This window comes from Marinomonas foliarum (genome assembly GCF_016906065.1).
In the GTDB taxonomy this organism is placed as follows: Bacteria; Pseudomonadota; Gammaproteobacteria; order Pseudomonadales; family Marinomonadaceae; genus Marinomonas; species Marinomonas foliarum.
Window position 1 is genome coordinate 3219787 of the sequence record NZ_CP070273.1, and the last position, 25662, is coordinate 3245448.

General features: G+C 44.4%; 19 protein-coding genes and 3 tRNA genes. 17 read left to right on the top strand and 5 right to left on the bottom strand.

The window, feature by feature from the left end; all coding sequences use genetic code 11:
• Positions 1–27: 27 nt before the first annotated feature.
• Together JSY38_RS15015 and JSY38_RS15020 are read right to left on the bottom strand one after the other, a co-directional pair.
• Positions 28–112 (bottom strand) — tRNA-Leu (locus tag JSY38_RS15015).
• 75 nt (positions 113–187) lie between these two features.
• Positions 188–1414, bottom strand: coding sequence for an EAL and HDOD domain-containing protein (locus tag JSY38_RS15020; protein ID WP_205113903.1), 1227 nt, complete (start codon positions 1412–1414; stop codon positions 188–190).
• Between the two features lie 249 nt (positions 1415–1663).
• Between JSY38_RS15020 and JSY38_RS15025 the strand changes: the two genes are divergently transcribed.
• The 7 genes from JSY38_RS15025 to JSY38_RS15055 all read left to right on the top strand — a co-directional run bounded on the left by JSY38_RS15025 (position 1664) and on the right by JSY38_RS15055 (position 13539).
• Positions 1664–1739, top strand: a tRNA-Ala gene (locus tag JSY38_RS15025).
• 115 nt (positions 1740–1854) lie between these two features.
• A complete protein-coding gene (gene recC, locus JSY38_RS15030; protein WP_205113905.1) occupies positions 1855–5247 on the top strand; it encodes an exodeoxyribonuclease V subunit gamma in 3393 nt (1130 codons plus the stop codon).
• The gene (gene recB, locus JSY38_RS15035; RefSeq protein WP_239543991.1) at positions 5244–8957 is read left to right on the top strand and encodes an exodeoxyribonuclease V subunit beta; all 3714 of its coding nucleotides are present in this window, start codon (positions 5244–5246) and stop codon (positions 8955–8957) included. Before recC ends, recB begins: the two co-directional genes overlap by 4 nt.
• Positions 8944–10878 (top strand): exodeoxyribonuclease V subunit alpha, encoded by a 1935-nt coding sequence (gene recD, locus JSY38_RS15040; protein WP_205113907.1) that lies wholly within the window; start codon positions 8944–8946, stop codon positions 10876–10878. Before recB ends, recD begins: the two co-directional genes overlap by 14 nt.
• A 163-nt stretch (positions 10879–11041) precedes the next feature.
• Positions 11042–12049 carry a tryptophan--tRNA ligase gene (locus JSY38_RS15045; RefSeq protein WP_114412771.1) on the top strand — a complete coding sequence of 336 codons (1008 nt, stop codon included), beginning with the start codon at positions 11042–11044 and terminating at the stop codon, positions 12047–12049.
• An 11-nt stretch (positions 12050–12060) separates the two neighbouring features.
• Positions 12061–12924 carry a Tim44 domain-containing protein gene (locus tag JSY38_RS15050; protein ID WP_205113909.1) on the top strand — a complete coding sequence of 288 codons (864 nt, stop codon included), beginning with the start codon at positions 12061–12063 and terminating at the stop codon, positions 12922–12924.
• 105 nt (positions 12925–13029) lie between these two features.
• Positions 13030–13539 carry a chemotaxis protein CheW gene (locus JSY38_RS15055; RefSeq protein ID WP_181858560.1) on the top strand — a complete coding sequence of 170 codons (510 nt, stop codon included), beginning with the start codon at positions 13030–13032 and terminating at the stop codon, positions 13537–13539.
• 99 nt (positions 13540–13638) lie between these two features.
• Here JSY38_RS15055 and JSY38_RS15060 read toward each other — a convergent pair whose 3' ends face one another.
• Positions 13639–14937 carry an inosine/guanosine kinase gene (locus JSY38_RS15060; RefSeq protein ID WP_205113911.1) on the bottom strand — a complete coding sequence of 433 codons (1299 nt, stop codon included), beginning with the start codon at positions 14935–14937 and terminating at the stop codon, positions 13639–13641.
• Between the two features lie 87 nt (positions 14938–15024).
• On the opposite strand from JSY38_RS15060, the gene JSY38_RS15065 reads away from it, so the two are divergent.
• On the top strand, positions 15025–15795 hold the full coding sequence (locus JSY38_RS15065) for a HesA/MoeB/ThiF family protein (protein WP_205116877.1): 771 nt from the start codon (positions 15025–15027) through the stop codon (positions 15793–15795).
• Positions 15796–15922: 127 nt separating this feature from the next.
• Complete coding sequence (trxB, locus tag JSY38_RS15070; protein WP_205113913.1) at positions 15923–16876, top strand: thioredoxin-disulfide reductase; 954 nt, start codon at positions 15923–15925, stop codon at positions 16874–16876.
• 79 nt (positions 16877–16955) lie between these two features.
• On the opposite strand, the gene ppa is transcribed toward trxB, so the two are convergent.
• A complete protein-coding gene (gene ppa, locus JSY38_RS15075; protein ID WP_114412766.1) occupies positions 16956–17486 on the bottom strand; it encodes an inorganic diphosphatase in 531 nt (176 codons plus the stop codon).
• A gap of 207 nt (positions 17487–17693) precedes the next feature.
• Here ppa and ihfB point away from each other — a divergent pair, with 207 nt between their 5' ends.
• The 5 genes from ihfB (at position 17694) to JSY38_RS15100 (ending at position 20830) form a co-directional block, all read left to right on the top strand.
• Entirely contained in the window at positions 17694–18002 is a 309-nt protein-coding gene (gene ihfB, locus JSY38_RS15080; RefSeq protein ID WP_205113915.1) for an integration host factor subunit beta, read from the top strand.
• 74 nt (positions 18003–18076) lie between these two features.
• Entirely contained in the window at positions 18077–18400 is a 324-nt protein-coding gene (locus JSY38_RS15085) for a lipopolysaccharide assembly protein LapA domain-containing protein (RefSeq protein WP_114412764.1), read from the top strand.
• A 5-nt stretch (positions 18401–18405) separates the two neighbouring features.
• Positions 18406–19584 (top strand): lipopolysaccharide assembly protein LapB, encoded by a 1179-nt coding sequence (lapB, locus tag JSY38_RS15090; RefSeq protein ID WP_114412763.1) that lies wholly within the window; start codon positions 18406–18408, stop codon positions 19582–19584.
• A 77-nt stretch (positions 19585–19661) separates the two neighbouring features.
• Complete coding sequence (pyrF, locus tag JSY38_RS15095; RefSeq protein WP_114412762.1) at positions 19662–20369, top strand: orotidine-5'-phosphate decarboxylase; 708 nt, start codon at positions 19662–19664, stop codon at positions 20367–20369.
• Between the two features lie 146 nt (positions 20370–20515).
• Positions 20516–20830 (top strand): ComEA family DNA-binding protein, encoded by a 315-nt coding sequence (locus tag JSY38_RS15100; protein WP_114412761.1) that lies wholly within the window; start codon positions 20516–20518, stop codon positions 20828–20830.
• Positions 20831–20875: 45 nt separating this feature from the next.
• Here the strand turns inward: JSY38_RS15100 and JSY38_RS15105 are convergent, their stop codons facing one another.
• A complete protein-coding gene (locus JSY38_RS15105; protein WP_205113917.1) occupies positions 20876–22588 on the bottom strand; it encodes a SulP family inorganic anion transporter in 1713 nt (570 codons plus the stop codon).
• Between the two features lie 251 nt (positions 22589–22839).
• Here JSY38_RS15105 and uvrB point away from each other — a divergent pair, with 251 nt between their 5' ends.
• From uvrB to JSY38_RS15120, 3 genes are all read left to right on the top strand, one after another.
• On the top strand, positions 22840–24864 hold the full coding sequence (gene uvrB / locus JSY38_RS15110; protein ID WP_205113919.1) for an excinuclease ABC subunit UvrB: 2025 nt from the start codon (positions 22840–22842) through the stop codon (positions 24862–24864).
• Between the two features lie 19 nt (positions 24865–24883).
• Positions 24884–25072, top strand: a complete 189-nt coding sequence (locus JSY38_RS15115; protein ID WP_114412775.1) for a hypothetical protein — start codon at positions 24884–24886, stop codon at positions 25070–25072.
• Positions 25073–25154: 82 nt separating this feature from the next.
• A tRNA-Val gene (locus JSY38_RS15120) sits at positions 25155–25231 on the top strand.
• The last annotated feature ends 431 nt before the right edge of the window (positions 25232–25662 follow it).

Consider the following 25662-nt stretch of genomic DNA (forward strand, 5'->3'; position numbering starts at 1 on the left):
TTACCGAAGTAAGCGCTTTTTTTATGTTGGTACCAGTAGGCGGACTCGAACCGCCACACCCGAAGGCAACGGATTTTGAATCCGTCGTGTCTACCAATTCCACCACACTGGCCTTGAAAAAGGTGAAACGCATTCTATATTTTTTTGTATGGGAGTCAATCGTTTAACGTAAAAAAGTGCATTTTATTTAGTTTATTGATTGCATGACCTCTTCCGACCACAACATAGCGTCTAAAAACGCTCTGTTTAGCATGGCTCTTTCTGCTGGGCTCATGGATTGTATGTTGTCCCAATGTTGCTCTTCGCAATCGAGAGTCAAAGATAGGTAGCTTCCTAGTTCACCTGTTTGGTTCATTAGCGCGGCACGGGACAGGTCATCTAATGCAATTTGCTCTAGAGCAACGGATTTTTGAACATTGAAAACGGCGTCTATGCCAGACATTAAGCCCACCATGAATGCTGAATCGGGAATGGCGGATTGTTTATTTTGCGCCAGTAGCTGGCAACAACGCCCGCGAGTCAGCAGAACTTTAAATAATGCTTTCGGTTGGGTCGATGATGAGGTTAGGGTGATGAGCAGAGCCCATTTTTTCAGCTGGACAAGCCCCAAGAAAATAACCGCTTCTTTAATCGATACCACGGTTTTGGACAGGCCACATACGGGGCTGTTGAGAATACGTAATAGCTGATATGAAAGCTTTGGGTTCTTGGTGACTAAGTCAGATACTGTTTCGATGCTAATGTCTTTGTCTTGCAGGGCGTTAACTAATTCAATTGCGGCGTGCGTTGCGGAATCGATTTTTTTGCCTTTGATGATTTCAGGTCGCTGTAGAAAGTAGCCTTGAAACAAATCAAAGCCGATCTTTTTGCAATACTCAAACATTTCCTCGTTCTCGACTTTCTCAGCCAGCAATATCAGGCCTCGAGCTTTTAGCTCATTAATTTCCTTAATGAAATTTTCTGGCGGTGTTGAAAGTATGTCTATTTTGACGATCGAAACCCAAGGCAGCAAAGCTTCATAGTCGGCATCGAATTGGTAATCGTCCAGTGCAAACCGATAGCCTGCAGCGCGCCATTTTTTCAATGCTTCAAAAAACTCTGGTGTGAGTTTTTGGCTTTCGAGTATTTCTATGTAAACCGTGTCTGGGTCGATAGGGAAAAAAGCATCAGACAGCATTAACTCTGTTGTCATATTGATGAAGAAGGGTTTTCGTAACTGAGATTCTAACTTGGTAATGCCAATGCATAAGTTTACCAATACTTGGCTAGTAGCAGATTCACCATCTGAAACATTGGCGTTTAAGGCGTCCTTTCCACGGAATAGCAGCTCATAACCAAATATGTCTTTAGACTTTTTCAATATCGGTTGCTGGGCCATCATTAGATCATCTAAGACCGTTGGAAATTCGATCATATATTTCTCTTACTCATTGCTTTGGGGGAAGTGGTTCAAATTCAGTAAAACAATGACTTATAAAAACACATATTTCTTGATTTAGGCAATCAGGATTATGTAGTAATAAGTATATTTATGGATCGATAAAGCTGGTATGAAGTAAACCAAAAAGGTTGACATGGTCTAAAAGCATCCATAAAATCCTCCGCTGTCAAAACATCTTTGATTTCTCAGGACATTCTGTCTACATACGCTTTAGCGTTTTGTGGGGCCTTAGCTCAGCTGGGAGAGCGGTTCGCTGGCAGCGAACAGGTCAGCGGTTCGATCCCGCTAGGCTCCACCACTAATCTTTTTTATTCTCACTTTATTTAAAGCATTCAGTCCTTCTTTTTTAGCGCCTCCAAGGTTAGGCTTATTAGTATTTTATTAAGTTCCTTTCTAACGCGTAGGATTCTTGCATGTTTCAACTTTACACAGGTAACCGTCTAGAAGATTTAGCCGTGTTGCTTGCGAAGATTCTGGCTGTTTCTCCACCAGAAAATCCGTTTGATGATGAATCCATTTTGGTGCAAAACCCCGGTATGGCGCAATGGCTGAAGATGTTCTTAGCCGAGTCGCATTCTATCGCTGCGGGTTTGGTGTTTCCTTTGCCTTCTACTTTTGTTTGGCAAACTTTTTCGCAAACCTTAGACGATATTCCCGCGCAGAGTGAATTTAATAAACCTTTCTTAGTGTGGCGCTTGATGCGCTTGCTGGATACTCGCCTTAACGAACCAGAATTTCAGGCGCTAAGTTGGTACCTCGAAGAAGACGACACACAAATTCGCCGCTTTCAGTTATGCAGCAGCATTGCCGATATTTACGATCAATATTTGGTTTACCGTCCGGATTGGATTAAATCTTGGGAAGGTGGCGAAGCACAAGACCCCAGGCTGAAAGCCATCTTTGAGCAGCAACCTTGGCAGGCTATTTTGTGGCGCGATCTGGTTGCCGATGTGAGCCAGCAAGGAACCTCGCTTTATCACCGCGGTAATCTGATTGAAGCTTTGCATGACGCCACACAATCCTTTTCCCGACCTGTTGGCGTGCCAGAGCGAATCTTTATTTTTGGTGTGTCTTCTTTGTCGCCGAATACATTGGAATCCCTTCGCGTGCTGGCTGCTTCAGGTTGGATCGATGTGCATTTGTTTTTACAGAACCCTTGCCGTTTTTACTGGGGCGATGTGGTTGATAAACATTACTTAGGTCGAGAAATAAAACGCCAAACCCTCAAGCCTGGGTTGAGTACCGATACTTTGCATTTGGACGCCAATCCTTTGTTAGCCAGTTGGGGGCGCTTGGGCCGAGACTACATTGCGCAGCTACAAGAAATGGCTGATAGCGAACTAGAAGTATTCGAAGATTATCGTACTGAGCAATCGACAGGGTTACTACAGTGGCTTCAGCAAGATGTGCTGACCCTAGAAAACCACGGCTCGCAACAAGAGCGAGACGCTAGCATTACCAATGCCGAGTATCGCCATTCGATTACTGCTGATGATCAAAGCATCCGTGTGCATCTTTGTCACAGTCCGTTACGGGAAGTGGAAGTCTTGCATGATCAGCTGTTGCAAATGTTTGAGAGTGATCCGAGCCTGACGCCAAAAGACGTCATCGTTATGTTGCCCGACGTCAACACTTACAGCCCCTTTGTAAAAGCCGTCTTTGGTGGTGTAAAAGGTAGCGCGCAAGTTAGGAAACACATTCCCTTTGCCTTGATAGATCAATCTGGCGGTATGGAAAACCCGATTGTTGACGCCTATTTGTATTTGCTTGGTTTGGGCGAAAGTCGTTTCACCTTGTCCGAATTGATCAGCGTATTAGAAGTGCCTGCGGTGTTGGCGCGTTTTGAATTGACCGCTGATGAGTTAGAGCGCATTCGTCAATGGTCGACGGAGGTGGGTATTCGCTGGGGATTGGATGGCAAAACCGCGCAGCAACATGATCTGCCAATACAAGAATCTCATACTTGGCTTAATGGCGTGCGTCGCATGTTGTTGGGTTACGCCATGGGTCACGACCATATTTGGGAGGGCACCTTAAGTTACGGCGATGTGGAAGGTTTAGAAGCGTCGGTGGCGGGTAAACTGGCGGAGTTCTTGGTCGCCATTAATGATGCTCAAGCGAAATTGATGGAATCTCTCGCGCCGAAAGAATGGATTTCGACTCTGTATTATTTGGCAGAGCGTTTCTTTTTATTGGAAGAAGACGATGCTTTTCAGGTCCTACTGACTAAGCAGCTTGATGCCTTGACCCTGCAATGGCAGCAAGCGCATTTTGATTCCCCATTAGATCAGCAAGTGATACGCCAGCTGTTATCTCCTTTGTTACAAGAATCTCAAGGCGGTCAGCGCTTCTTAGCAGGTCGAGTGAACTTTTGTACCTTGATGCCCATGCGTTCTGTGCCCTTTAAGGTTATCTGTGTTTTGGGTTTAAACGAAGGGGATTATCCTCGTAGTGTTGCGCCGATGGGATTTGACCTGATGGTTGGGCAATATCGCAGTGGCGACCGAAGCCGACGGGAAGACGATAAATACTTGTTCCTTGAAGCACTGATGTCAGCACGAGATTGTTTCTATATCAGTTATGTGGGGCGCAGTATTCAAGACAACAGTGAGAAAAATCCGTCTATCTTGGTGAGTGAGCTGTTGGAATACATAGGTCAAAGCTGTGTGTTTGAAGGCGATCAGGCATTAGCGCCAGACGAGTCGCAGAAAACTTTGTTAGAAAAACTGATTCTCGAACATCCGCTGCAGCCATTTAATGCCGCCTACTATGCGACTCAGTCGTCTGTAGAAGTCAATTCGCAGTCATCTGATAAGCGCTTATACAGCTATGACGAACAATGGTTGCCAGCTCTGCTTAGCGTTCCTATGGATGATGAATATTCCGAGTTTGCACCGCTGGGTGGTTTAGAGCAACCAAGGTTAGAGCTTGCTCTTGATGAATTGTCGCGTTTTATTGGCCATCCGACGCGTTACTTTACCCAGCGTCGATTAAAAGCTTATTTGAGTCTGCAAGAAGAGGAAGAGAAAGAAGACGAGCCGTTCGCACTGGATGGCTTGGCGGGTTATCAGCTGCGCGAAGGTTTGTTGCAAGCAATGCTAAAAGGCGATGAAGATCAGTTTATTGAACGTTTGTCTCTTATGGGCGCTTTGCCTTATGGCGCGCTGGGTCGATTGTCTTTGGAGCAGAGTCGTGGTCAATGTCAGCAGCTTTTCTCTGTTTTGCAAGGTTATGCATTGGAAGAGTGCGAACCGATTGAAGTGAACTTGGCCCTTGGCAGTATTGTTCTGCAAGCTTGGTTGGATTTGCCAACGGCGACCACGCGTTTGTCTTATCGCATTGGTGACTTATCTGCCCATCAAAAAATGCAGGCGTGGATCGAGCATTTAGCTTTGTGTGCGCAAGGTACGCCAAAGCAGCATCATCTTATTAATCTGAGCAAAACCGGCAAGTTACTACAGCATAGTTTTATCCTTATCCCGCCGAAGGATGCTCAAGAATATCTAAACACTATGTTGGCGTTATTGCAGCAAGGCTTGTGTCAGCCGATTGCCTTACCGGCCAAAAGTGCGGATGCATGGTGTAAGAGCTATTGTTCGAGCAAAGCGCAAGAAGACTTGGATACAGCTTGGGAGCAAGCATTGAAGCTTTACCAAGACAACAGCAGCGCCTTTACTCGTAGTGAGGTGGACGATGCTTATTGGCAGCGTTATTTCCCCGATTTAAATCGCCAAAAAGAACAGTTTGTCGCCTTGTGTGAGCAAATCTGGTTGCCCATGCATCGTCATTTGGAGGTGATGGAATGAGTTTTTCTAACGAGCCCGTTTCTGTTGATCAGCTTGCCGTTAATGCAGAAGCCTTGAATATGATTCCTGAGCCGCTCAACGCCTTAACCTTCCCTTTGTTTGGCAAACGCTTAATTGAAGCCAGCGCGGGTACTGGGAAAACCTACACCATTGCCAACTTGTATTTGCGCTTGCTGGTGCCAACAGGGCCGTCTTTATCTGAGGATGGCGGAGATTTAGATAAACCGCTGACAGTTGACCAAATCTTGGTGGTGACTTTTACCGAAGCCGCCACCGCCGAGCTAAAAGCCCGTATTCGTGGACGCATACGAGCGGCGCGAAAAGCCTTATTACAAGGCGAAAGCAGCGATGTCTTTCTGGCGGATTGGATGGCGCAAATGTCAGCCGAGCAACGTGCTGGCGCCATCGAAAAATTGCTGTATGCCGAAAAGCAAATGGACGAAGCGGCGGTGTTCACTATCCATGGCTTTTGTCAGCGCATGCTGAGCCAGAATGCGTTTGAAAGCCGCATGTTGTTCCAACAAACCATTGAGACCGATGAGCTGGCGCCATTGTCTATGGCAGTGAAAGACGTTTGGCGTAGTGTGTTTTATCCGATGGACGACACCAAAGCGGCTTTGATTCAGCCAATTTGGTCGAATCCAGACGCCTTGTTGAAAGACTTATATTTACTGAATAATCAGCCTGACGCCAAAATCGCTGTACCAGATTACGACTGGGAAAGTGCGTTAAGCCAGGCACAAGAAACCATGGCGGCGGTGCGCGCCATGTGGTTGAGTCAGTCGCAAGATATTATTGATGCCCTTGAGCGTAGCGGTATTAAGCGCACTTTTTGGCGCAAAGACCCCTCGAAAGATATTGAGGCTATGACGCAATGGGCGCGTTCCTCGCGTTTTGAATTAGACAAAAGCCTCGAAAAATTTGATACCAATGAGCACGCTAGCCGATTGAGCAAAGGCGGCGATTTGCCTGCGCACGAATTTTTTGGCTTGGTGCAGTCTTTGCGGGAAAGCTTTCCTGATGCGGGGCGATTAAAAGCGGTATTGCTAACTCAACTTTGGCAACAAACTCAAGAGCGCATGAAACGCTGGAAGCGCAGCACACAATCGCTGACGTTCACAGACTTGCTTACCTCTCTCGATGTGGCGCTCACGCAAGATGAAGCGGGGAAGTTAGCGGAGCGAATTCGACATCTGTATCCGATTGCTCTGATCGATGAATTCCAAGACACGGATGCGGTGCAATATCGGATATTCTCGACGATTTATGCGCCAGCGCAAGTGGATCAAAATACGCTTGGCTTGATCATGATCGGCGATCCTAAACAGGCAATTTATGCCTTTCGTGGCGCGGATATTTATACCTATCTGGCAGCAAAAAAACGTGTCGACGCTGTGTACTCTTTGGCAACCAATTATCGTTCTTCCGCGGCCATGATTCAGTCAGTGAACGGACTTTTTACCACGCAAGCGGAACCCTTTCGTGTCACTGGGATTCCTTTCGTTGAAGTGCAAGATCGTGGCGTTGCCAGTGGTTTTTCTCGACAAGGCCAAACCCAAGCCGCGCTGCAGTTTTTGTATCAACGCAACGATGAGCCTGTTTCCGCCAAAGAGTATCGTCAAACCATGGCGGAATCTTGCGCAGCGCATCTTCATGAACTTTTACTGGAAGGTCAGCAAGGACTATCTTTGCTTGATGGCAAAGGCGTGCGACCAAAAGACATCGCCTTGTTGGTAACCAACTTTAGTCAAGCCAATGCACTAAAAGACGCATTGCGTCAGCGTGGCATTGCCAGTGTGTATTTGAGCGACAAAGGTTCGGTATTCGAAACCGTCGAATCGCGAGAGCTATTGATCGTGCTGACGGCGATTTTATCCAATGGGCAGGAAAGCAAGCTGCGCTCCGCCTTGGCAACCAGTTTGGTCGATTGGTCGTTGGAAGACTTGGATACGCTGAATCACGACGACGTGGTGTACGAAAAGTGGGGACAAGCTTTCCGTGATTATCTAGAAATCTGGGACAAGCAAGGCTTGTTGCCAATGTTGCGTGAGTTTATGCAGGACGTGGCGTTGTCTGCGAACATGCTAAGCCATACCGGTGGCGAACGTCGTTTAACCGACTTTTTGCATTTAACCGAAAAGTTACAGCAAAAATCCCTTGAGTTAGATTCTAAAGAAGGCGTTTTACGCTATCTCAGATTGGCGATTCAAAATCCGAATGGCAACAGTGACGAGCAAAAGATCCGCCTTGAAACGGATGCGGAATTGGTACGAATTGTCACCATTCACAAAAGTAAGGGCTTGGAATACCCAATCGTGTATTTGCCATTTGCTTTTACGCCGTATCGAGATCAAGAAAAATCGGCTTTGTATCACGATGCGCAACAGCAATTATGGATTGCTATTGATCCCGATGAAACGCAAACCGAGCTTCATAAAGAAGAATTGTACGCCGCAGAAATTCGTTTGGCTTATGTGGCGTTAACTCGTTCCAAAGAGGCGTGTTTTATTGGCTCGATGGAAGTGGGCAAAAGCTCAAATAAGTCTCGTGGCGCAGTGTCAGATGTTCACCTTAGCGGTGTTGGGGCCTTGATCGGCGAAGGCGAGGCGCTTGAGGCAGGGGATTTGTACCCAAGTATCGAACGTCTTTGTGAGCGTTATCAAGATGGGCAAATGGGCTTGCTGGAATTACCCGAGGAGCCACCGCGTTTGCCGCGATTCAAAATGGATCAGGCGCAATTGACCGAGCCTCATGCAAGAACCTTTACTGGGCGTGTGGAACGAGATTGGTGGGTAGGAAGTTATTCCTCGCTGGTGGTGGAAGACAAAGAGCAACACGACGAAAGTGTGCCTGGCTTGGATGAAACCACACGCTTGCTTGATCCTTTAGTGGAAGATATTGATGTAAAAGACAGTCAAGAAGTGCCAGAGCAAAATCGCTTCACTTTCCCCAAAGGCGCCAAGCCTGGGACTTTTCTGCATGACACATTAGAAGGCAAAGCGCTACATGATGTGTCGAGCAATCCGAGCTTTAACGATTTATTAAAAACCAGTCACCATAAGTTAATGGCTGATTTTTACGAACGTCAGGGGTTTGATGAATGGCAAGGTGTATTGAGCGAATGGCTGCCAGACATAGTGAACACAGAGCTAATGGCGGGAATGAGTTTAGGAAGTTTGGCACCATCAGCTTGTCGTAAGGAAATGGAGTTTTTTATTCCGGTGACGGGCATGAATGCTTTGCAATTGGATCGTATTTCTCGCGAACACGATGAGGTGTCTCGTGTTGCGCCCATGATTCAGGATCGTCCGTTAAAAGGCATGCTAAAAGGCTTTATCGATTTGTTGTTTGAGTACCAAGGTCGCTATTACGTGTTGGATTATAAGTCGAACTATTTGGGCGACGACTTTGCTGATTATGAGCCAGAAAAATTGGTTCATGCCATTGCTGAGCACAGGTACGATTTGCAATATCAGCTTTATACCTTGGCGTTGCATCGTCTGTTAAAGCAGCGCTTGCCAAATTACGATTACGAAAAACATGTTGGTGGTGTGGTGTATTTGTTTCTCCGTGGTATGCAGCCAGAACAACAAACCGGTGTATTCCATAGCCGCTTAACCTTTGAACATGTTACCGCTTTAGACAAATTGTTTAGCGGCGAAAGTGATAAGCCAGAAAATCACGAGGCGGTACAATATGGACTTTTCTAATCAGCTAGGTTTGCTTGACTCTCTTAATGAAACAAGGCTCGAGGAAAACTCCCCTGTATCCACGCCATTCAGTTTGTCTACTTGGCAAGCCAAGGGCGTGTTAAGAGCGATTGATTGCCAGTGGGTTGAGCAGCTGGCGCAACATGCCAAAGAGGGCAGGCCAGATGAAAAAAATAGCGCGGTTCATATCGCTGGCGCTTTGTGCAGTGCGTATCTTGGCGCAGGGCATATTTGTATCGATCTAGCGACCATTTGGCAAAGTCCGCCAGAAGGTGTGGAGTTAGACGAGTTACGAACGGCATTACATCATAGCGGCGTAAACAGTGTTTCTGCTTGGTGCGAATCTCTGCAAGCAAGTCGTCTGGTGTCTTCTGCGACAAATTTATCTGAACGGCCAATGGTGTTGGCAGGCACGCGTTTGTATTTGTATCGTTATTTTCAATATGAACAACAGGTGCTGAATTATCTTAAAGGTCAATTTTCTGTTGCGCCTTTTGCTGTCGACGCCGGTTTGTTAGCACAACTTTTCCCCAACCAATCCGATACGGTGGATTGGCAAAAAGTCGCGGTCGCCAATGCGGCAAGCTTGCCTTTCTCCGTAATCAGCGGTGGCCCCGGAACAGGCAAGACAACCACTGTGACTCGCTTGTTGGCTTTGCTGGTGGCTCAGTCACTCGCTGAAGGAAAGTTGTTACGTATCGAGCTGGCCGCACCAACCGGTAAAGCGGCGGCGCGATTGACAGAGTCCATTTCAAAAGCCAAGACGGATTTGCCATTAAGCGATGACATTAAACTTGCTATTCCAGAACAAGCCAGCACTTTGCATCGCTTATTAGGCAGTGACTTTGGGCGCAGTCGATTTAAGCACAATAAAGAAAATCCTTTGCATTTGGATGTGTTGCTGGTGGACGAAGTGTCCATGGTGGATTTGCCCATGATGGCAAAGTTGATTGATGCCATGCCACCACACGCTCGACTCATTTTATTAGGCGATAAAGATCAACTCGCTTCGGTGGAAGCGGGTAGTGTGTTAGGGGATTTATCTTATGGTATCGAAGAGGTGTACTTTCAACCAGAATGGGCAGGTCGCCTCGCTCATCTAACCGGAGAAAATCTGGCGCCGTATGGTAATCCGTCGGCACCGCCAATGAGTCGCGCGTTAACCTTATTGCGTACCAGTTATCGCTTTGATGCGAATAGCGGCATCGGACACTTAGCAAAAGCCATGAACGCTGGTGACAGCTCTGCCGTGTTGCGTTGCCTTGAGTCTAATTACACCGATGTAGAGTGGCGAGTACCGGAAGATGGACAGAGCAAAGCCGATATTGCGACCTTGGCAAAAGGCTATGATGACTACTGGGACGCAGTACGTCAGAATTTAGACATCGCTAAGCTGTATGAGATGTTTTCGCGCTACCAAATTTTGACCGCGGTTCGTCAAGGCGAGTTTGGTGTCGAGAAAGTGAACGCTCAACTCGAACAGTATTTCTACCAACGAGGACGAGTGAAAGACCCCCATGTTTGGTATCCGGGAAAAGCGGTGATGCTGACGAGAAATGATGCGGCATTAGGCTTGTTTAACGGCGATATTGGTCTTTGTATGCCTGATGAGTTTCAGCGTCTTCGTGTCTGGTTCATGCAACCTGATGGCACATTCACGGGGCTGCTGCCGAGTCGTTTGAGTGAATTTGAAGTGGTGTTTGCCATGACGGTACATAAATCCCAAGGCTCTGAGTTCGATCAAGTCGCTTTGTTGTTGCCTTTAAAACCTTCTCCAGTTTTGACCAAAGAGCTGCTTTATACAGGGATTACTCGGGCGAAAAAGTCTTTTAGTTTATGGGGCTCAAGTGGATTAATTCGGGCGGCAAGCAGTGCGCGTATTCAGCGGGATTCTGGTCTTATCGGAGAGCTTTGGCATTGATATTTCATTATTCGCATCCATTATGGATAAGATATTGAATATAGGAATAAATAATCTTGTTGTGCGATTCTTGATGTGATTTTTTTATGTTAGGGTAAGCGGCATTTCAACACTATAAAATTTCAAATTTCGACATTATGTAAAGTAGGAAAGAGTAGCAGCAATGGCAAAAGAAATTGTTTTAACCGGTGTTACCACCACAGGCACTCCACACCTAGGAAACTATGTGGGGGCAATTCGTCCTGCGATCGAAGCAAGCCGTCAAGAAAATACGGAATCTTACTTCTTTCTTGCGGACTATCATGCGTTGATCAAGTGTCAGGATCCAGAGCGTGTGAAACAGTCTCGTTTAGAAATTGCGGCGACTTGGCTAGCGTGTGGTTTAGATACCGACAAAGCAACTTTTTACCGTCAGTCTGATATTCCTGAAATTGCCGAACTAAATTGGCTACTGACTTGCGTAACCGCAAAAGGTTTGATGAACCGTGCTCACGCTTATAAAGGCGCAGTGGATGAAAACCTTGCCAATGAGCAAGACCCAGACTTTGGTATTACCATGGGCTTGTTTTGCTATCCAGTATTAATGGCGGCTGATATTTTGGCGTTTAATGCGCATAAAGTACCAGTCGGCCGTGACCAAATTCAGCATATCGAAATGGCCCGTGATATTGCGGGTCGTTTTAACCATTTATTTGGTGAGCACTTCGTATTACCTGAAGCGGTTGTTGGCGAAGAGGGCTCTATTTTGAAAGGCTTAGACGGCCGTAAGATGAGTAAGAGTTACAATAATACGATTCCATTATTTGATACCGAGAAAAAACTGCAAAAAGGTATTAATAAGATCAAAACAAACTTGTTAGAACCAGGTGAAGCGAAAGACCCTGAGGATTCGACTGTGTTTGATATTTATAAAGCGTTCGCTACTCCAGAGCAAACAGCGCAAATGCGTCAGAATTTTGTAGATGGCATTGCGTGGGGAGAGGCAAAGAAGGAACTTTTTGCTTTGGTTAATGGTCAACTATCTGAACCACGTGAAAAGTACTTGGAGTTAATTGCTAATCCAACTCATGTAGAAGAAATTTTACAGGCCGGGGCGGAGAAGGCACGAGCTCGTGCACGTGGACTGATTTCAGACCTACGCAATGCCGTTGGTTTGGTCAATTTTAAATAAAGGAGAGTTTTGTGAAAACAACAGTATTTGCCATGTTAATGGCGTTTGTTTTGGCAATCGGCGCTGGCGGTTATAGTGCAGATGTTCATGCGAAGAAGTTTGGTGGTGGTAAAAGTTTTGGTAAAAGCTTTTCTATTTCTAAACCTAAAAGCACAACAAATAGCACAGCTGGTACAACAAATGCGGCGGCTGGCGCTAAAAAACCTGGATTCTTAGGTGGAATGGGCGGCGGTTTGTTAGGCGGGTTATTGGCTGGTGGTATTTTTGCCGCCTTACTAGGAAGCGGTGCTTTTGACGGCATTTCTTTCGGTGATATTCTGCTATTTGCCTTGATTGGTTTCTTGGTTTACAAGTTCTTCATCGCGCCAAAACGTCGCGCAGCTCAAGCTGATGCTGCAGGTACTAATGGTATGTTCCGCGAGATGCCAAACTCAACTCGTGATGGCGTACAGCCTTCTCCAATGTCTGGTATTAGTGGCTTTGGTTCACAGCCAGAAATTAAGCTTCCGCCAGGTTTTAATGAGCAAGCGTTTGTTGCTGAAGCGAAAAACCATTACATCACTTTGCAAAAAGCCTGGGATGACAATAATTTTGATGAAATTCTAGATTATGTGAGCCCTGAGCTTTACAACCTTTTGGTGACTGAACGTGCTTCATACGGCAATGATAAGCCTCGTACTGAAGTGGTTTCCTTGATGGTTGAAATTGTTCGCGGTGAGTATGTAGGCTCTATCGCTTCTATTTCTTTGCAGTTTTCAGGCTGGATCAAAGAAGGTGATCAGACTTCCGAAACCAATGAAATTTGGCATTTGGAAAAGAACATGTCTGATGCAAATGGAAATTGGACAATAGTTGGGATACAACAAGACAACTAATTGTTACTTAACTTTGCTCGTAGGCTCATCACATTTTGTTTACACTAGACAAAGCTTGTGATGAGTTCTACATTACTCTTATTAAACTGAATATGGATGTGAGCCATGTCTGAATTAGCGCCTATTAAAGAAAATGGGAAAGCCTTATCTGAATCGAATAAAGGTGAGTTGTTACAGTATCTAACTTTTAAGCTGATTGACGAGACCTATGGTATTAACGTCATGCAGATTAAAGAAGTGCTACGTTATAGCGAAATCGCTCCAGTTCCAGGTGCGCCTTCTTATGTTTTAGGTATCGTTAATTTACGTGGTAATGTCGTGACTGTTGTAGACACTCGAGTTCGCTTTAGCCTGCCTGAGTGTACAATTTCTGACGATACTCGCATCATTATTATTGAGCACGATGGTGAGCAAGTTGGCTTGCTGGTTGATGCTGTTCAAGAAGTATTCTATTTGTACCAAGGCGAGATTGAGCAAAGCCCTAGCGTTGGTAATGATGAAGCATTGAAGTTCATTCAAGGTGTTTATCAGAAAGAAGAAGAGTTGGTTATTTTGCTTGAGCTTAATCGAATGTTTGAGCGTAATGAAGCACTTGGCATCGAAGCGATGAGTTAAGCGAACTGCTTCTTTACTTAGAGCAATTCTCTTTAATAAGAATATAAAAAACCATGCATTGCATGGTTTTTTTATGTCTGTAAGAAACTGAGTGTGGTGTTATCTTTCCCAATAAGCTTCTTCTAAGCTGTCTTCTCGTTCAGGTAACCCTTTGGATAAACGTGATGCATTTTGAGCAAGTATTTCGTAACTCACACGGTTTGAATATTTGCAGATTTGCGCGAAAGATGAGTAAGCTAAAAACGGTGCTAAATGCTTGCTAGAGTTTGGAATCACTTCTTTGTGAAAGTGATTGGCTGAAATGTCATGCAGCAAAGCGGATAAAGCGCCATCTCCAGCGCCATTGGTATTGCGAATTTTTTCAGGTCCACCCATATAAGGGTCAATGTGAGAAAAGACTTTTACAGGCTGTTTACAGGCTTCTTGTAACATTGGGCGGCTGAATTCCCAACGATTGAAATCGGCTAAGCTGCCAGATTTAATCGGGTTGGTAGTCTCGCGTTTTAGCTCATCATCAGTGTGGCCACATAAATACATGCCATCTGGGCCAGCTGTCAGCAATACAATATCGACATAATCTAGAATTGCACTGGCGGCTTGCAAAGGATCAGATAAGCCTGTTAATGCTTCGGCTTCCAGTTCGTTCATTGCTAAAACATTGACGTGTTTCTTGATGATATCAAGTAGTTCGTCTCTGTTTTCTTCTACTAGGTGCTTGGTGCCTAATGTCAGAACTGTTGGGACCTGATTATTGTGCGCGTATTCCAAAGCTTTTAGCATGGCTTTTTTGATGGGTTTGCCTTGATGACGTAATGGGTACGCACAAGTTACCAATGCTGCACCACTTGCGATGATGTGCTCTGGAATATGTTCTACATTCAGTTCGTCCATGTCTCCTGGCGCGATAGCAAAAGTACGCTCGCCATCTGGTGTGATTAGCGTAATACCGCGGCCAATGTCTCCTGGTACACCTTGCAGGTGATTCATGTCTACTTTACTGCTGGTATGGCAGATATAATGGTAAGCTGGTGACCCTAAAGTGATGTTGGCTGACATAACGCCAAGTAGAACGGATTTATCATCGGCCAACACTGAATAGTTGTGTATGGTGTTGCCAATAGTGCCACCGGCAAAATGATCTGAGATACTGTTTTGTGCCGTTAACTCGCTGTAAATAGCAGAGGCAGTCTCAGCGTCGACAAGATTTGATAAGCCTTTTTGGATATTAAACGTTTCTAGGAATTGATCAGAAACATTGGCGACCACATCGACGATGGTTTCGTCCAAGCCAACAATGTAAGTGTCTTTGTCGGGTCTAACTTCTGACGTAGGCAGAACTGGCTTTGGTTGTGAAACGGGAAAGTAATGTTTAAGTTTGCGTCTGCCTGGAAACTTCATATCGGTGCTCGTGGGTAAGATAGTAAAGCGAGTTTAGCAAAGAATTGACCAGTCGGGCAGGATGAGTAACAAGAAAGTAAGGTGAAAATGAACGAATTAGAGTTAGATCGTTATAGTCGTCAGTTATTATTGCCCAATTTTGATATTCAGGGGCAGCTTAATCTTGTCCAAGCAAAAGTGTTGGTTATTGGTTTAGGTGGGCTTGGCAATATTGCAGCGACTTATTTGGCAACGTCTGGTGTTGGTCATCTGACTTTGGCGGATGGCGATCAACTAGAAAGTAGTAATCTGCCACGCCAAGTGCTTTATGATGAGAGTCAGATTGGCCTGAATAAGGTGGAAGCTGCTGCGAAGCAAATTGCTCTCAAAAATTCGGCGGTCAAAGTAGAGGTGATCACGCATAAATTAGCGGATGCTTCTTTACTAAAAGCAGTCGAGCAAGCGGATGTGGTGTTAGATTGCACGGATAATTTTACTGCTAGGCAAGCTATCAATCGCGCGTGTTTGTCTCTTAAAAAACCATTAGTCAGTGCGGCTGCGATTCGTTGGGAAGGGCAGTTGGTAAGCTTTTTATACGATCAACAATCTACACCTTGTTACGAGTGTTTATACCCGTCATTGTCTGATCAGCAGCTAAGCTGCAACGAAAGTGGCATTGTCGCTCCTGTTGTGGGTTTGTTAGGTGTGTATCAGGCCCTTGAGGCGTTGAAATTGGCAAGTGGTTGTGGAAAGGTTAAGCATGGCGTGTTGAGGCTGTTTGATGGTTTTGAGGGAAGCTGGCGTGAAATGCGTTTAACTCAGGACCCTGAATGTTCTGCGTGTGCAATTGAAAACAGCGAGACGCTTGAAAAGTCATAGATAGTCCCTATTTTAGTAATTAATATTTTTCTCTAAGAATTTCAGCAGATTTTCGTTAGAATTCATCACAGTCTTTTTAGCCGACCATCTTTGAGTCTGGCAAGCATTCATTTACAGGAGCAATAACATGAGCGATGTGAAACACGCTAAATTAATGATTTTAGGTTCTGGACCAGCTGGCTACACAGCCGCTGTATACGCAGCTCGCGCGAACCTTAATCCTGTGATGATTACAGGTATGCAAATGGGTGGACAGCTAACTACGACAACAGATGTAGACAACTGGCCAGGTGATGACCAAGGCGTACAAGGTCCAGAACTGATGGAGCGTATGCGTAAACATGCTGAGCGCTTTGAAACAGAAATCATTTTTGACCATGTAAACAAAGTAGACCTTAAAAATCGTCCGTTCCGTTTGGAAGGCGACAGCGGCGTTTACACTTGTGATGCTTTGATTATTTCTACAGGTGCAAGTGCTCAATACTTAGGTCTAGAAAGCGAAACTAAATTCATGGGCCAGGGTGTGTCTGCCTGTGCAACCTGTGACGGTTTCTTTTACCGTAACCAAGACGTTGCGGTAATTGGTGGTGGTAATACTGCTGTAGAAGAAGCGCTTTATCTTTCTAATATTGCAAAAACGGTTACCGTGATTCATCGCCGTGACAAATTCCGTTCTGAAAAAATTCTTGCGGACAAATTGATGGAAAAAGCGAAAAACGGCAACGTAAAAATCGAATGGCATTCCGAGCTTGATGAAGTATTAGGTGATAGTGCTGGTGTGACAGGTGTCCGTATTAAAAATAGTCAAACAGGCGAGAAAAAAGAGCTGGCGGTTGCTGGTTTGTTCGTTGCTATTGGTCACAAGCCAAACACTGACATTTTCCAAGGTCAGCTAGACATGAAAGATGGCTACCTGACGGTTCAGTCTGGTACGCATGGCAATGCGACTCAAACAAGCATTGAAGGTGTTTTTGCGGCAGGTGATGTGTCTGATCACATTTATCGTCAAGCAATCACTTCTGCTGGAACGGGTTGCATGGCTGCGTTGGATGCAGAACGTTTCTTAGATTCTCAAGACTAAGGTCAAAGGTTCTAAACAAAAAAACCGATCTCAGGATCGGTTTTTTTATGCCTACAATAAAGCGTTTAGAATAAACGAATTACTGAGCGTTGTATGCTTCTACGCCTTCAACGATGGCTTTTTTCGCTTCTTCGGCGTTCGCCCAACCTTCTACTTTTACCCACTTGCCTTTTTCAAGGGTTTTGTAGTTTTCGAAGAAATGTTCGATCTGATCACGTAGCAATTGTGGAATGTCGTTCACATCTTGGATATGACCGTATTCTTTGCTTAGTTTTTCGTGAGGAACGGCAACCAATTTTGCGTCCATGCCTGCTTCGTCAGACATGTTCAATACGCCAACAGGGCGGCAACGAATAACAGAGCCAGGAACAACTGGGTAAGGTGTGATAACTAGAACGTCAACTGGGTCGCCGTCGTCAGCCAATGTGTTGTTCACATAACCGTAGTTTGCAGGGTAAAACATTGGTGCCGTCATGAAGCGATCAACAACAAGCGCGTCCATGTCATGGTCCACTTCGTATTTTACAGGGTTCGCTTGAGCTGGAATTTCAATGATTACGTTGATGTCGTTTGGAGCATCTTTGCCAGCAGGGATCTTGTTATAGCTCATTTTATTTCTTCCAATGTGGTAAATATTGGCGATATTATAAAAGCTAGGCAGCTTCTATGCTAGTTGTGGAAGCTGTCCATTCGTAATATTCTCTATTTCTTAGGAATTAAATACGTAAAAACAGCCTTAAAATACGTTAACTTATTGCTTTCTTTCTGAATTTAGCTAGTCTTACAGTGTGATCAAATTATAGTCGCGAGGACAGTAATGACAAAATCTGAGCTGATAGAGCTACTAATCGATCAGCAATCTCATTTGCCAGTGAAAGATGTTGAGCAAGCAATCAAGGCGATGCTTGAACATATGTCTGATTCTTTGGCAAATGGTGAGCGCATAGAGATAAGAGGCTTTGGTAGTTTTTCTTTACATTATCGAGCACCTAGAATTGGCAGAAACCCTAAAACGGGTGAGTCTGTTGATCTAAGTGCGAAGTATGTGCCGCATTTTAAACCGGGTAAAGAGTTGAGAGAGTTGGTCAACTTACCCGAAGGTGATGAGATAAACGAACTTAACTAATTTACATCTTATGCCTCGAAATCTTTGAGCTATCACGGCATAATATCGCCATTCTATTGTTGGTAGGTTGTTTTATGCTTAAGTGGCTGAAAAGAGTTATTTACATCGTTCTTGTTACTTTTTTTCTCGCTGTCGGCGTGTTTTTTGCCATCCGTAACCCGCAATTGATTCATCTTGACCTTGTCTTTTGGCAAGGCCCAGAGCTGAGTGTTGCTCTCTATACTATTTTGTCTTTCACTGCTGGAGCGTGTGTGGCTCTATTTGTGAGTTCAGTTGCTTATTTACGCAGTGAGCGTCAAATCAGAGTATTGACTCGTCGATACGAAAAAGCGCGTGATGAAGTAGATGCCTTACGTAAAGCTTCTATTACTAAAGAGCTTTCTGTAGGGAAGGAGTAATTGCGTTGACCGAAATAGGATTGTTTCTGGTTCTTTTTGTCGCGCTCTTTGTTGGCTGGGCAATGGGGCGAAAAAGTCCGACTAAAAAAAATAAGCAAGCTAAAAAGAATATTCCAACAGACTACTTTCGCGGTCTGAATCACCTGCTTAATGATCAACATTCCGAAGCCATTGACGCCTTTGTTGATTCCTTAGAAGTCAATTCTGATACTTTTGATATTCACCTTACATTAGGGAATTTGTTCCGTAAAAAGGGGGAAATACAAAAGGCGATTAATATTCATCAAAGCTTATTGGCGCGCCCTGAAATATCTCAACGCGAAATGCGTATGGTGCAGCTAGAGCTAGCAAGCGATTTTATGTCTGCAGGGTTGCTCGATAGGGCGGGTCGTTTACTGTTGAATATGGCATCCACGTCACGAAAAAGTGAATTTCAGCCAAAGATACTGGCCCTGTTGGTTGATCTGTACGAATTCGAACAGAGCTGGGACAAAGCGATCCAGATTGGACTTGAGCTAATAAAAGAAAGCCCTAATAAAAAAGAAATTAAGCGCTTGGCACATTTCCACTGTGAAATGGCGCAAGAGCTACAGAAGAAAGAGCAATGGAAACCCGCTTTTCAACATTACAAGAAAGCGCTAGATGTAGATTCTAGCTGTATCCGAGCCAGTATAGGGGCGGCTGACGTATTGAATAGCCAAGGCCGTTATCGCGATGCGATCAAGGAGCTAAAGCACGCAGCGGATCAGGACCCTGAATTTATTTCGATTATTATTCCTAAGTTAAAAGAGTGCTACCAGAAGGTCTGGGGAAGCGGCGGTTACATTAAGTTTTTGCAAGAGCAAAACCAGAAAAAGCCGTCTACTGCATTGATTATGGCGCTTGTGCAGCATTACATGGAAACAGATAAAGATTATGCTGAAATGTTTTTGGTCGAGCAGCTTAGACTGCACCCAACTATTAAAGGCTTTAAGGAATTAATTAGCCTGCAACTCGCCGATTCTCATGGCTATAACCAGCAACACCTAGTTGTACTATTTGAGCTTATTGACCAGCTAGTACAAGTAAAACCTAAATACCAATGCCGCCAGTGCGGCTTCCCAGGGCACCAATTACATTGGCAATGTCCAAGTTGTAAAAACTGGGGTGTGGTTAAACCAATTCATGGTTTAGAAGGCGAGTAGAGCGCAGCATTTGTATTTAGGCGCGACTGACATAGATAACACTGAAATATTGATAAACTGAAAAAAGAGGACACTGAATGAGCTGCCAATCCCCTATTGTGGTTGCCCTAGATTACCCAACCATGGCGCAATCAATCGAGATGGCGAAACGACTAGATCCAAAGCAATGTCGAGTAAAAGTCGGCAAAGAGCTGTTCACAACATCAGGTCCTGTTATTTTAGATGAGTTACACAAACTGGGCTTTGACATATTTTTAGATCTGAAATTTCATGATATTCCCAATACAGTAGCGAATGCGGTTAGTGTGGCGGCGAGAGCAGGAGTGTGGATGGTGAATGTACACGCCTCTGGCGGTCGACGAATGATGGAGGCTTCTGCTAATGCGTTGCAGCAATTGCCAGATAATAAAACCTTGTTAATTGCCGTGACAGTGCTGACTAGCATGGATCAATCTGACCTTGTAGAGATTGGTGTAGATGCCACGCCAGAACAACATGTTAAACGCCTTGCCGCATTGGCTCAGTCTTCCGGCATGGACGGTGTTGTTTGCTCTGCACAAGAGTCTAGTATGTTATCTGCTGACCTAGGCAAAGACTTTGTGCTAGTTACGCCAGGCATTCGACCTAATGGTTCTGATCAAGGCGATCAGAAACGTATCATGACACCAGCAGAAGCAATGGCAGCTGGGAGCCATTACCTTGTAATGGGGCGTCCTATTACTCAGGCGAGTGACCCTATTGCTGTGTTGACCCAAGCTAATACAGATTTAGGTGTGATAGTTTAAATTGATGTGTTAACAGTTGAAGTCTAATTAAAAAGCTTTTACTCTAAAAACCACTTACTTGTTTTGGCTTAGTCGCTGATTCGATAAGTGGTTTTTTATTGGCAAGATGCCGCTTTTTTATTAAAAGAGTTTAAAAGGAATTTAATATGACGAATCTTAATCGTACCTTCCGTATTTTTGTGTCCCGTACACTTCTGGTTATTTCATTGGTGCTTGCACCTTTCTCACTTTTTGCCGCTACGCCTTTAGATATTAATACAGCAACTGCAGCACAGCTGACCGCTGTGATGTCTGGTGTTGGCACTAAGAAAGCAGAGGCGATTGTTGCTTACAGAGAAGCAAATGGCCGCTTTGAATCTGTTGATCAGTTATCTAATGTAAAAGGGATTGGTGGTGTGCTATTGAACCGCAATCGAGAGTTACTGCAAGTCGCTACAGCTGATGGTGATTCAGATAAATAGTTCGGAGCATTATTAATACCGAAAAATAAGCGGATTGAGGTCCGCTTATTTTGTTGTTAGGGATTTTGTCGCCTGATGCTGGGTCAAAAAAACTTGTCCACTTAGGTTTTTGATTAAACTTGAGCCTGTCAGTTTATCCATGACGGGGCCTTTTATTTCAGAGAAATGCAAGGTAACTCCCGCTGATTTTAATCTATCATCTATGGCTTCTAGGCTTGCCAATGCACTAGCATCAATCATATTAACGGCATTACACATAAGAATTAAATGCTTAATGTCGTTGTGCTGAGATACAAGGGTTAAGACATAGTCTTCTAGTACTCTTGCATTCGCAAAGAATAGATTTTCATCGATACGAACGGTTATAACGCTTGGTGTTGTTTCTACATCAAAGCGCTTAACGTTACGAAAATGCTCTGTTCCCGGAAGGCGACCGACTACAGCAATATGTGGGTGGCTGGTATGCCAAAGAAAAAACAGTAGCGACAAAGAAACGCCAACGATTATTCCTGTCTCCATACTGATAAAGAGTACAACAAAGAAAGTGGCCAATAGCCCCACGGCTTCCTGTTTAGAAAAATGATATAACCGAGTAAACTCTTTAAAATCGATAAGTTGCAAAATAGAAGTGATGATACAGCTTGCTAATACGGCTGTTGGTAGGTAATAAAACAGCGGTGTTAAAAACAGCAGGGTAAAAAGCATGAGTAGCCCTGTTAATATCCCCGCCATTGGGGTTGTCGCCCCCGCACTAACGTTGACGACTGAGCGTGAAAAACCGCCTGTCACAGGAAACGAACCACTGAATGCCGCCCCTAAATTTGCTAAACCTAATCCGACAAGTTCTTGGTTTGGGTTGATATTTTGTTTGCGTTTTGCTGCAAAGGATTGGGCTACCGAAACAGAGCCGACGAAGCCTACGATGCTTATTAAAAACGCCCCAGGTAGCAGGTCAATCATATTGTCTAAGGTGAAATATTCGACAGGAATAATGGGTAAGTGGTTATTAATATCTCCGACGATTTTGATGCCTAACGAATCGAGTGAGAAGGCGCCAACGCAGCTGGTGGTTGTTATAACTACAATGACCGGACCAGACTTGCCAAGCATATTAGATGTGCTCTCTGATAGGCCAAGTTTACTTAACATAGGCGTTAGGTGGCGCTTGAATAGAAGTAAGGAAAAGATAGAGATAATGCTTAAAATCACGGTGGGGAGATTAATGTCATTAATATGCAAGATCATGCTTTTACCAAGCTCGATTAGGTTGTTGCCTTGAGCTTGAACACCTATTAAATGTTTGAACTGTCCAACAGCAATCAAGATGGCTGAGGCGCTAATGAAGCCAGAGATAACTGGGTGGCTGAGTAGGTTGGATAAAAAGCCCATTTTTAAAAGGCTCATTAATATCAAAAATACACCAGACAAAAATGCCAGCATTATTGCAATCGCCACATAATGCTGGCTTCCAGCTATGGCGAATGGTGCCAGTATCGTTGCTGTCATCATGGATGTTATGGCGACAGGGCCAACGGCGAGAGTGCGGCTAGTACCGAATAGGGAATACAAAATAGAAGGGATGATGCCTGCGTATAAACCCACTACAGCGGGCAGCCCTGCTAACAAGGCATAACCCATACTTTGCGGAATCAGCAGTATAGTGGCAATAAAACTGGCCATGGCATCGGCTTGCAGCTTATCTGTCGAATACTCTTTGATCCAAGCCATAGCAGGCAAATATTTTTCAAGCTTATTCATGAGGCGTTCTCAGGATAGATGCAGAAAAAGGCGGCATAAAAATACAAGAATCCATCTGGTGTCTATTAGGAATATGAATATTTCCTTATGTTATATATGGTGGCTTTGATGGTAAAGGCGAATCTCTGTTGTTTTCTTTTTTTATGTTCTTTTTTGTTTTAAAGGAATAAGAATAAAGGCGTAAACATCGGACGCCTTAAGCAAAATTTGTTAATCTATTGAGTCGATTGTAAAGCTAAGGGAAGATATCCGTGTCGCACGAGTTTCAGGTTGTTTCATCTTATTCACCCGCAGGCGATCAGCCTAAAGCCATTGAGAAACTTGTGAGTGGCGTAGAAGCTGGTTTAGCACATCAAACACTGCTTGGTGTTACAGGTTCAGGTAAAACCTACACCATTGCCAATGTGATTTCTCAAGTGAAGCGCCCAACCATTGTAATGGCGCATAACAAAACCTTGGCGGCACAGCTTTATGGCGAATTTAAAGAGTTCTTCCCCAATAATGCCGTAGAGTATTTTGTTTCCTACTACGATTATTACCAGCCAGAAGCCTACGTTGCTGCATCTGATACTTTTATTGAGAAAGACGCGTCGGTCAACGAGCATATAGAGCAAATGCGCCTATCGGCGACTAAAGCCTTATTAGAGCGTGAAGACGTTATTATCGTTGCCACCGTGTCGGCGATTTATGGTTTGGGTGATCCGCAATCTTATTTAAAAATGATGCTGCACCTTGATCGTGGTGATCGCATTGATCAACGCGATGTATTGCGTCGTTTGGCTGAACTGCAATACAGTCGCAACGATTTGGTACTAGAGCGTGGTAATTTCCGTGTTCGTGGCGATGTGATTGAGGTTTTTCCTGCAGACTCGGAAGATACTGCAATTCGTATCGAATTGTTTGATGATGAAATTGAAGCCTTGTCGATGATCGATCCTCTTACCAACAAAACCATTCGCAAAGTGCCTCGAGTGACGATTTACCCGAAAACTCACTACGTGACGCCAAAAGAAACCGTGCAAGCGGCGATTGAGCGTATTAAAGTGGAGTTGGATCAGCGCCTTGAACAGCTAAAATCACTGAACAAATTAGTGGAAATGCAGCGTCTTGATCAGCGTACGCGATACGATCTAGAAATGATGCAAGAGCTTGGCTACTGCAACGGCATCGAAAACTATTCGCGCTACTTATCGGGCCGAGAAGAAGGTTCACCACCCCCAACGTTATTTGATTATTTACCAGCGAATGCTCTGCTCGTTATCGATGAATCCCACGTTACCGTGTCGCAGATTGGCGCCATGTACAAAGGTGACAGATCACGTAAAGAGAACCTTGTTGAATATGGCTTCCGTTTGCCTTCAGCTCTTGATAACCGTCCTATGCGATTTGAAGAGTGGGAACAGATTAAACCGCAGACCATTTTTGTCTCAGCCACGCCTGGAAAATACGAAGAAGAGCATCAGGACTGGGTAGTCGAGCAGATTGTGCGTCCGACTGGCTTGATAGATCCAACTTTAGAAGTTCGACCAGTGGCGACTCAGGTGGACGATTTATTGTCAGAGATAAACTTACGACTACCTCTTGGTGAGCGCGTATTGGTGACAACTCTGACAAAACGTATGGCAGAAGATTTAAGCGATTACCTAAGTGACCATGGTGTTCGAGTACGTTATTTACATTCGGACATTGATACCGTTGAACGTGTTGAGATAATTCGAGATTTACGTCTTGGCGAGTTTGATGTTCTCGTCGGTATCAACTTATTACGAGAAGGTTTGGATATACCTGAAGTGAGCTTAGTGGCGATTCTTGATGCTGATAAAGAAGGCTTCTTACGCTCGGAAAAATCACTTATTCAAACCATTGGTCGTGCTGCTCGTAATGTTAACGGTAAAGCTATTTTATACGCAGACCGTATTACGGGTTCAATGGATCGGGCGATTAGTGAAACGAATCGACGTCGAGAAAAACAGCAAGCCCACAACGAAGAGCATGGTATTACACCAACAGGTATTACGAAATCTGTCGAAGATATCATGGAAGGAGCGTACAACCCTGGTGCAGGTAAACGTGGTAACAAAACGAAAAAAGTTGCTGAAACCGCCAAAGATTACCAAGTGGAAAGCATGGAAGACGTGGCTCAAGTGCGTAAAGCCATGATCCAATTGCAGAAAGAAATGATGCAGGCATCAGAAGAGCTAAAATTCGAACTGGCAGCAGGCTACCGTGACCAAATTCGTCAGTTACAGAAAAAACTAAAAGACGTTGGTGAATGATAAAAGGGAGGAGATAAGAGTGGCGATTACCTTAAGGAATTACAACATAGTTCGCGTTATCGACAACGGCGTCATCGTAAACTGCACCGTGATTGAAATGTGCTATGACTACGCGTTGGTAAGATTCAAAGACAAAAAATATAAAGTACCGTACGGATTAATCGACGAAGTCATTGGTCACGAACTGCTTGTCCCTGTTGTCGAATAATGGTTTTAAAACAAAGGCTTCAAAAAATATCAACGAAGGCTTGTCAAAAGCAAACCTCTGCGTATAATAGCCAACACTTTTTAGGACTATAGCTCAGTTGGTTAGAGCGCTACCTTGACATGGTAGAGGTCAGCAGTTCGAATCTGCTTAGTCCTACCAAAATTTATACTTACTACTCAGTAAGTTACGAAAGCCGAACCCAGTGTTCGGCTTTTTTGTATCTGATTTTGGCCCATTTCTGTCCCACTTTTGGCCCATTTTTGTCCCATGTCTCTTATAATTAGTAAAATAAATGACCTCTATCGTATTACTAATTCAGTTTACGTTTATAGTGTTTTGAGAGTAGTAAGTTAGTTTAATGCTTTATTATTTAGATGTAATTTTACGATTTTTCTAAATTCTTGATATCCCCTCAGTTTTTTCATACTCTGACCAGTGGTCTCATGTCTTGGCAAAAAATGGTCTTAAGTGAGTTGAGCTATAAATGATGAAATTTTTACCTTAAAAGAGATTGCTGGCTACCTCAAGGTGGGTGGAAGCTGGCGTTTTAAGAGTGTTGATGTTGAAAAGAGGATCGATGAACAGAAAGT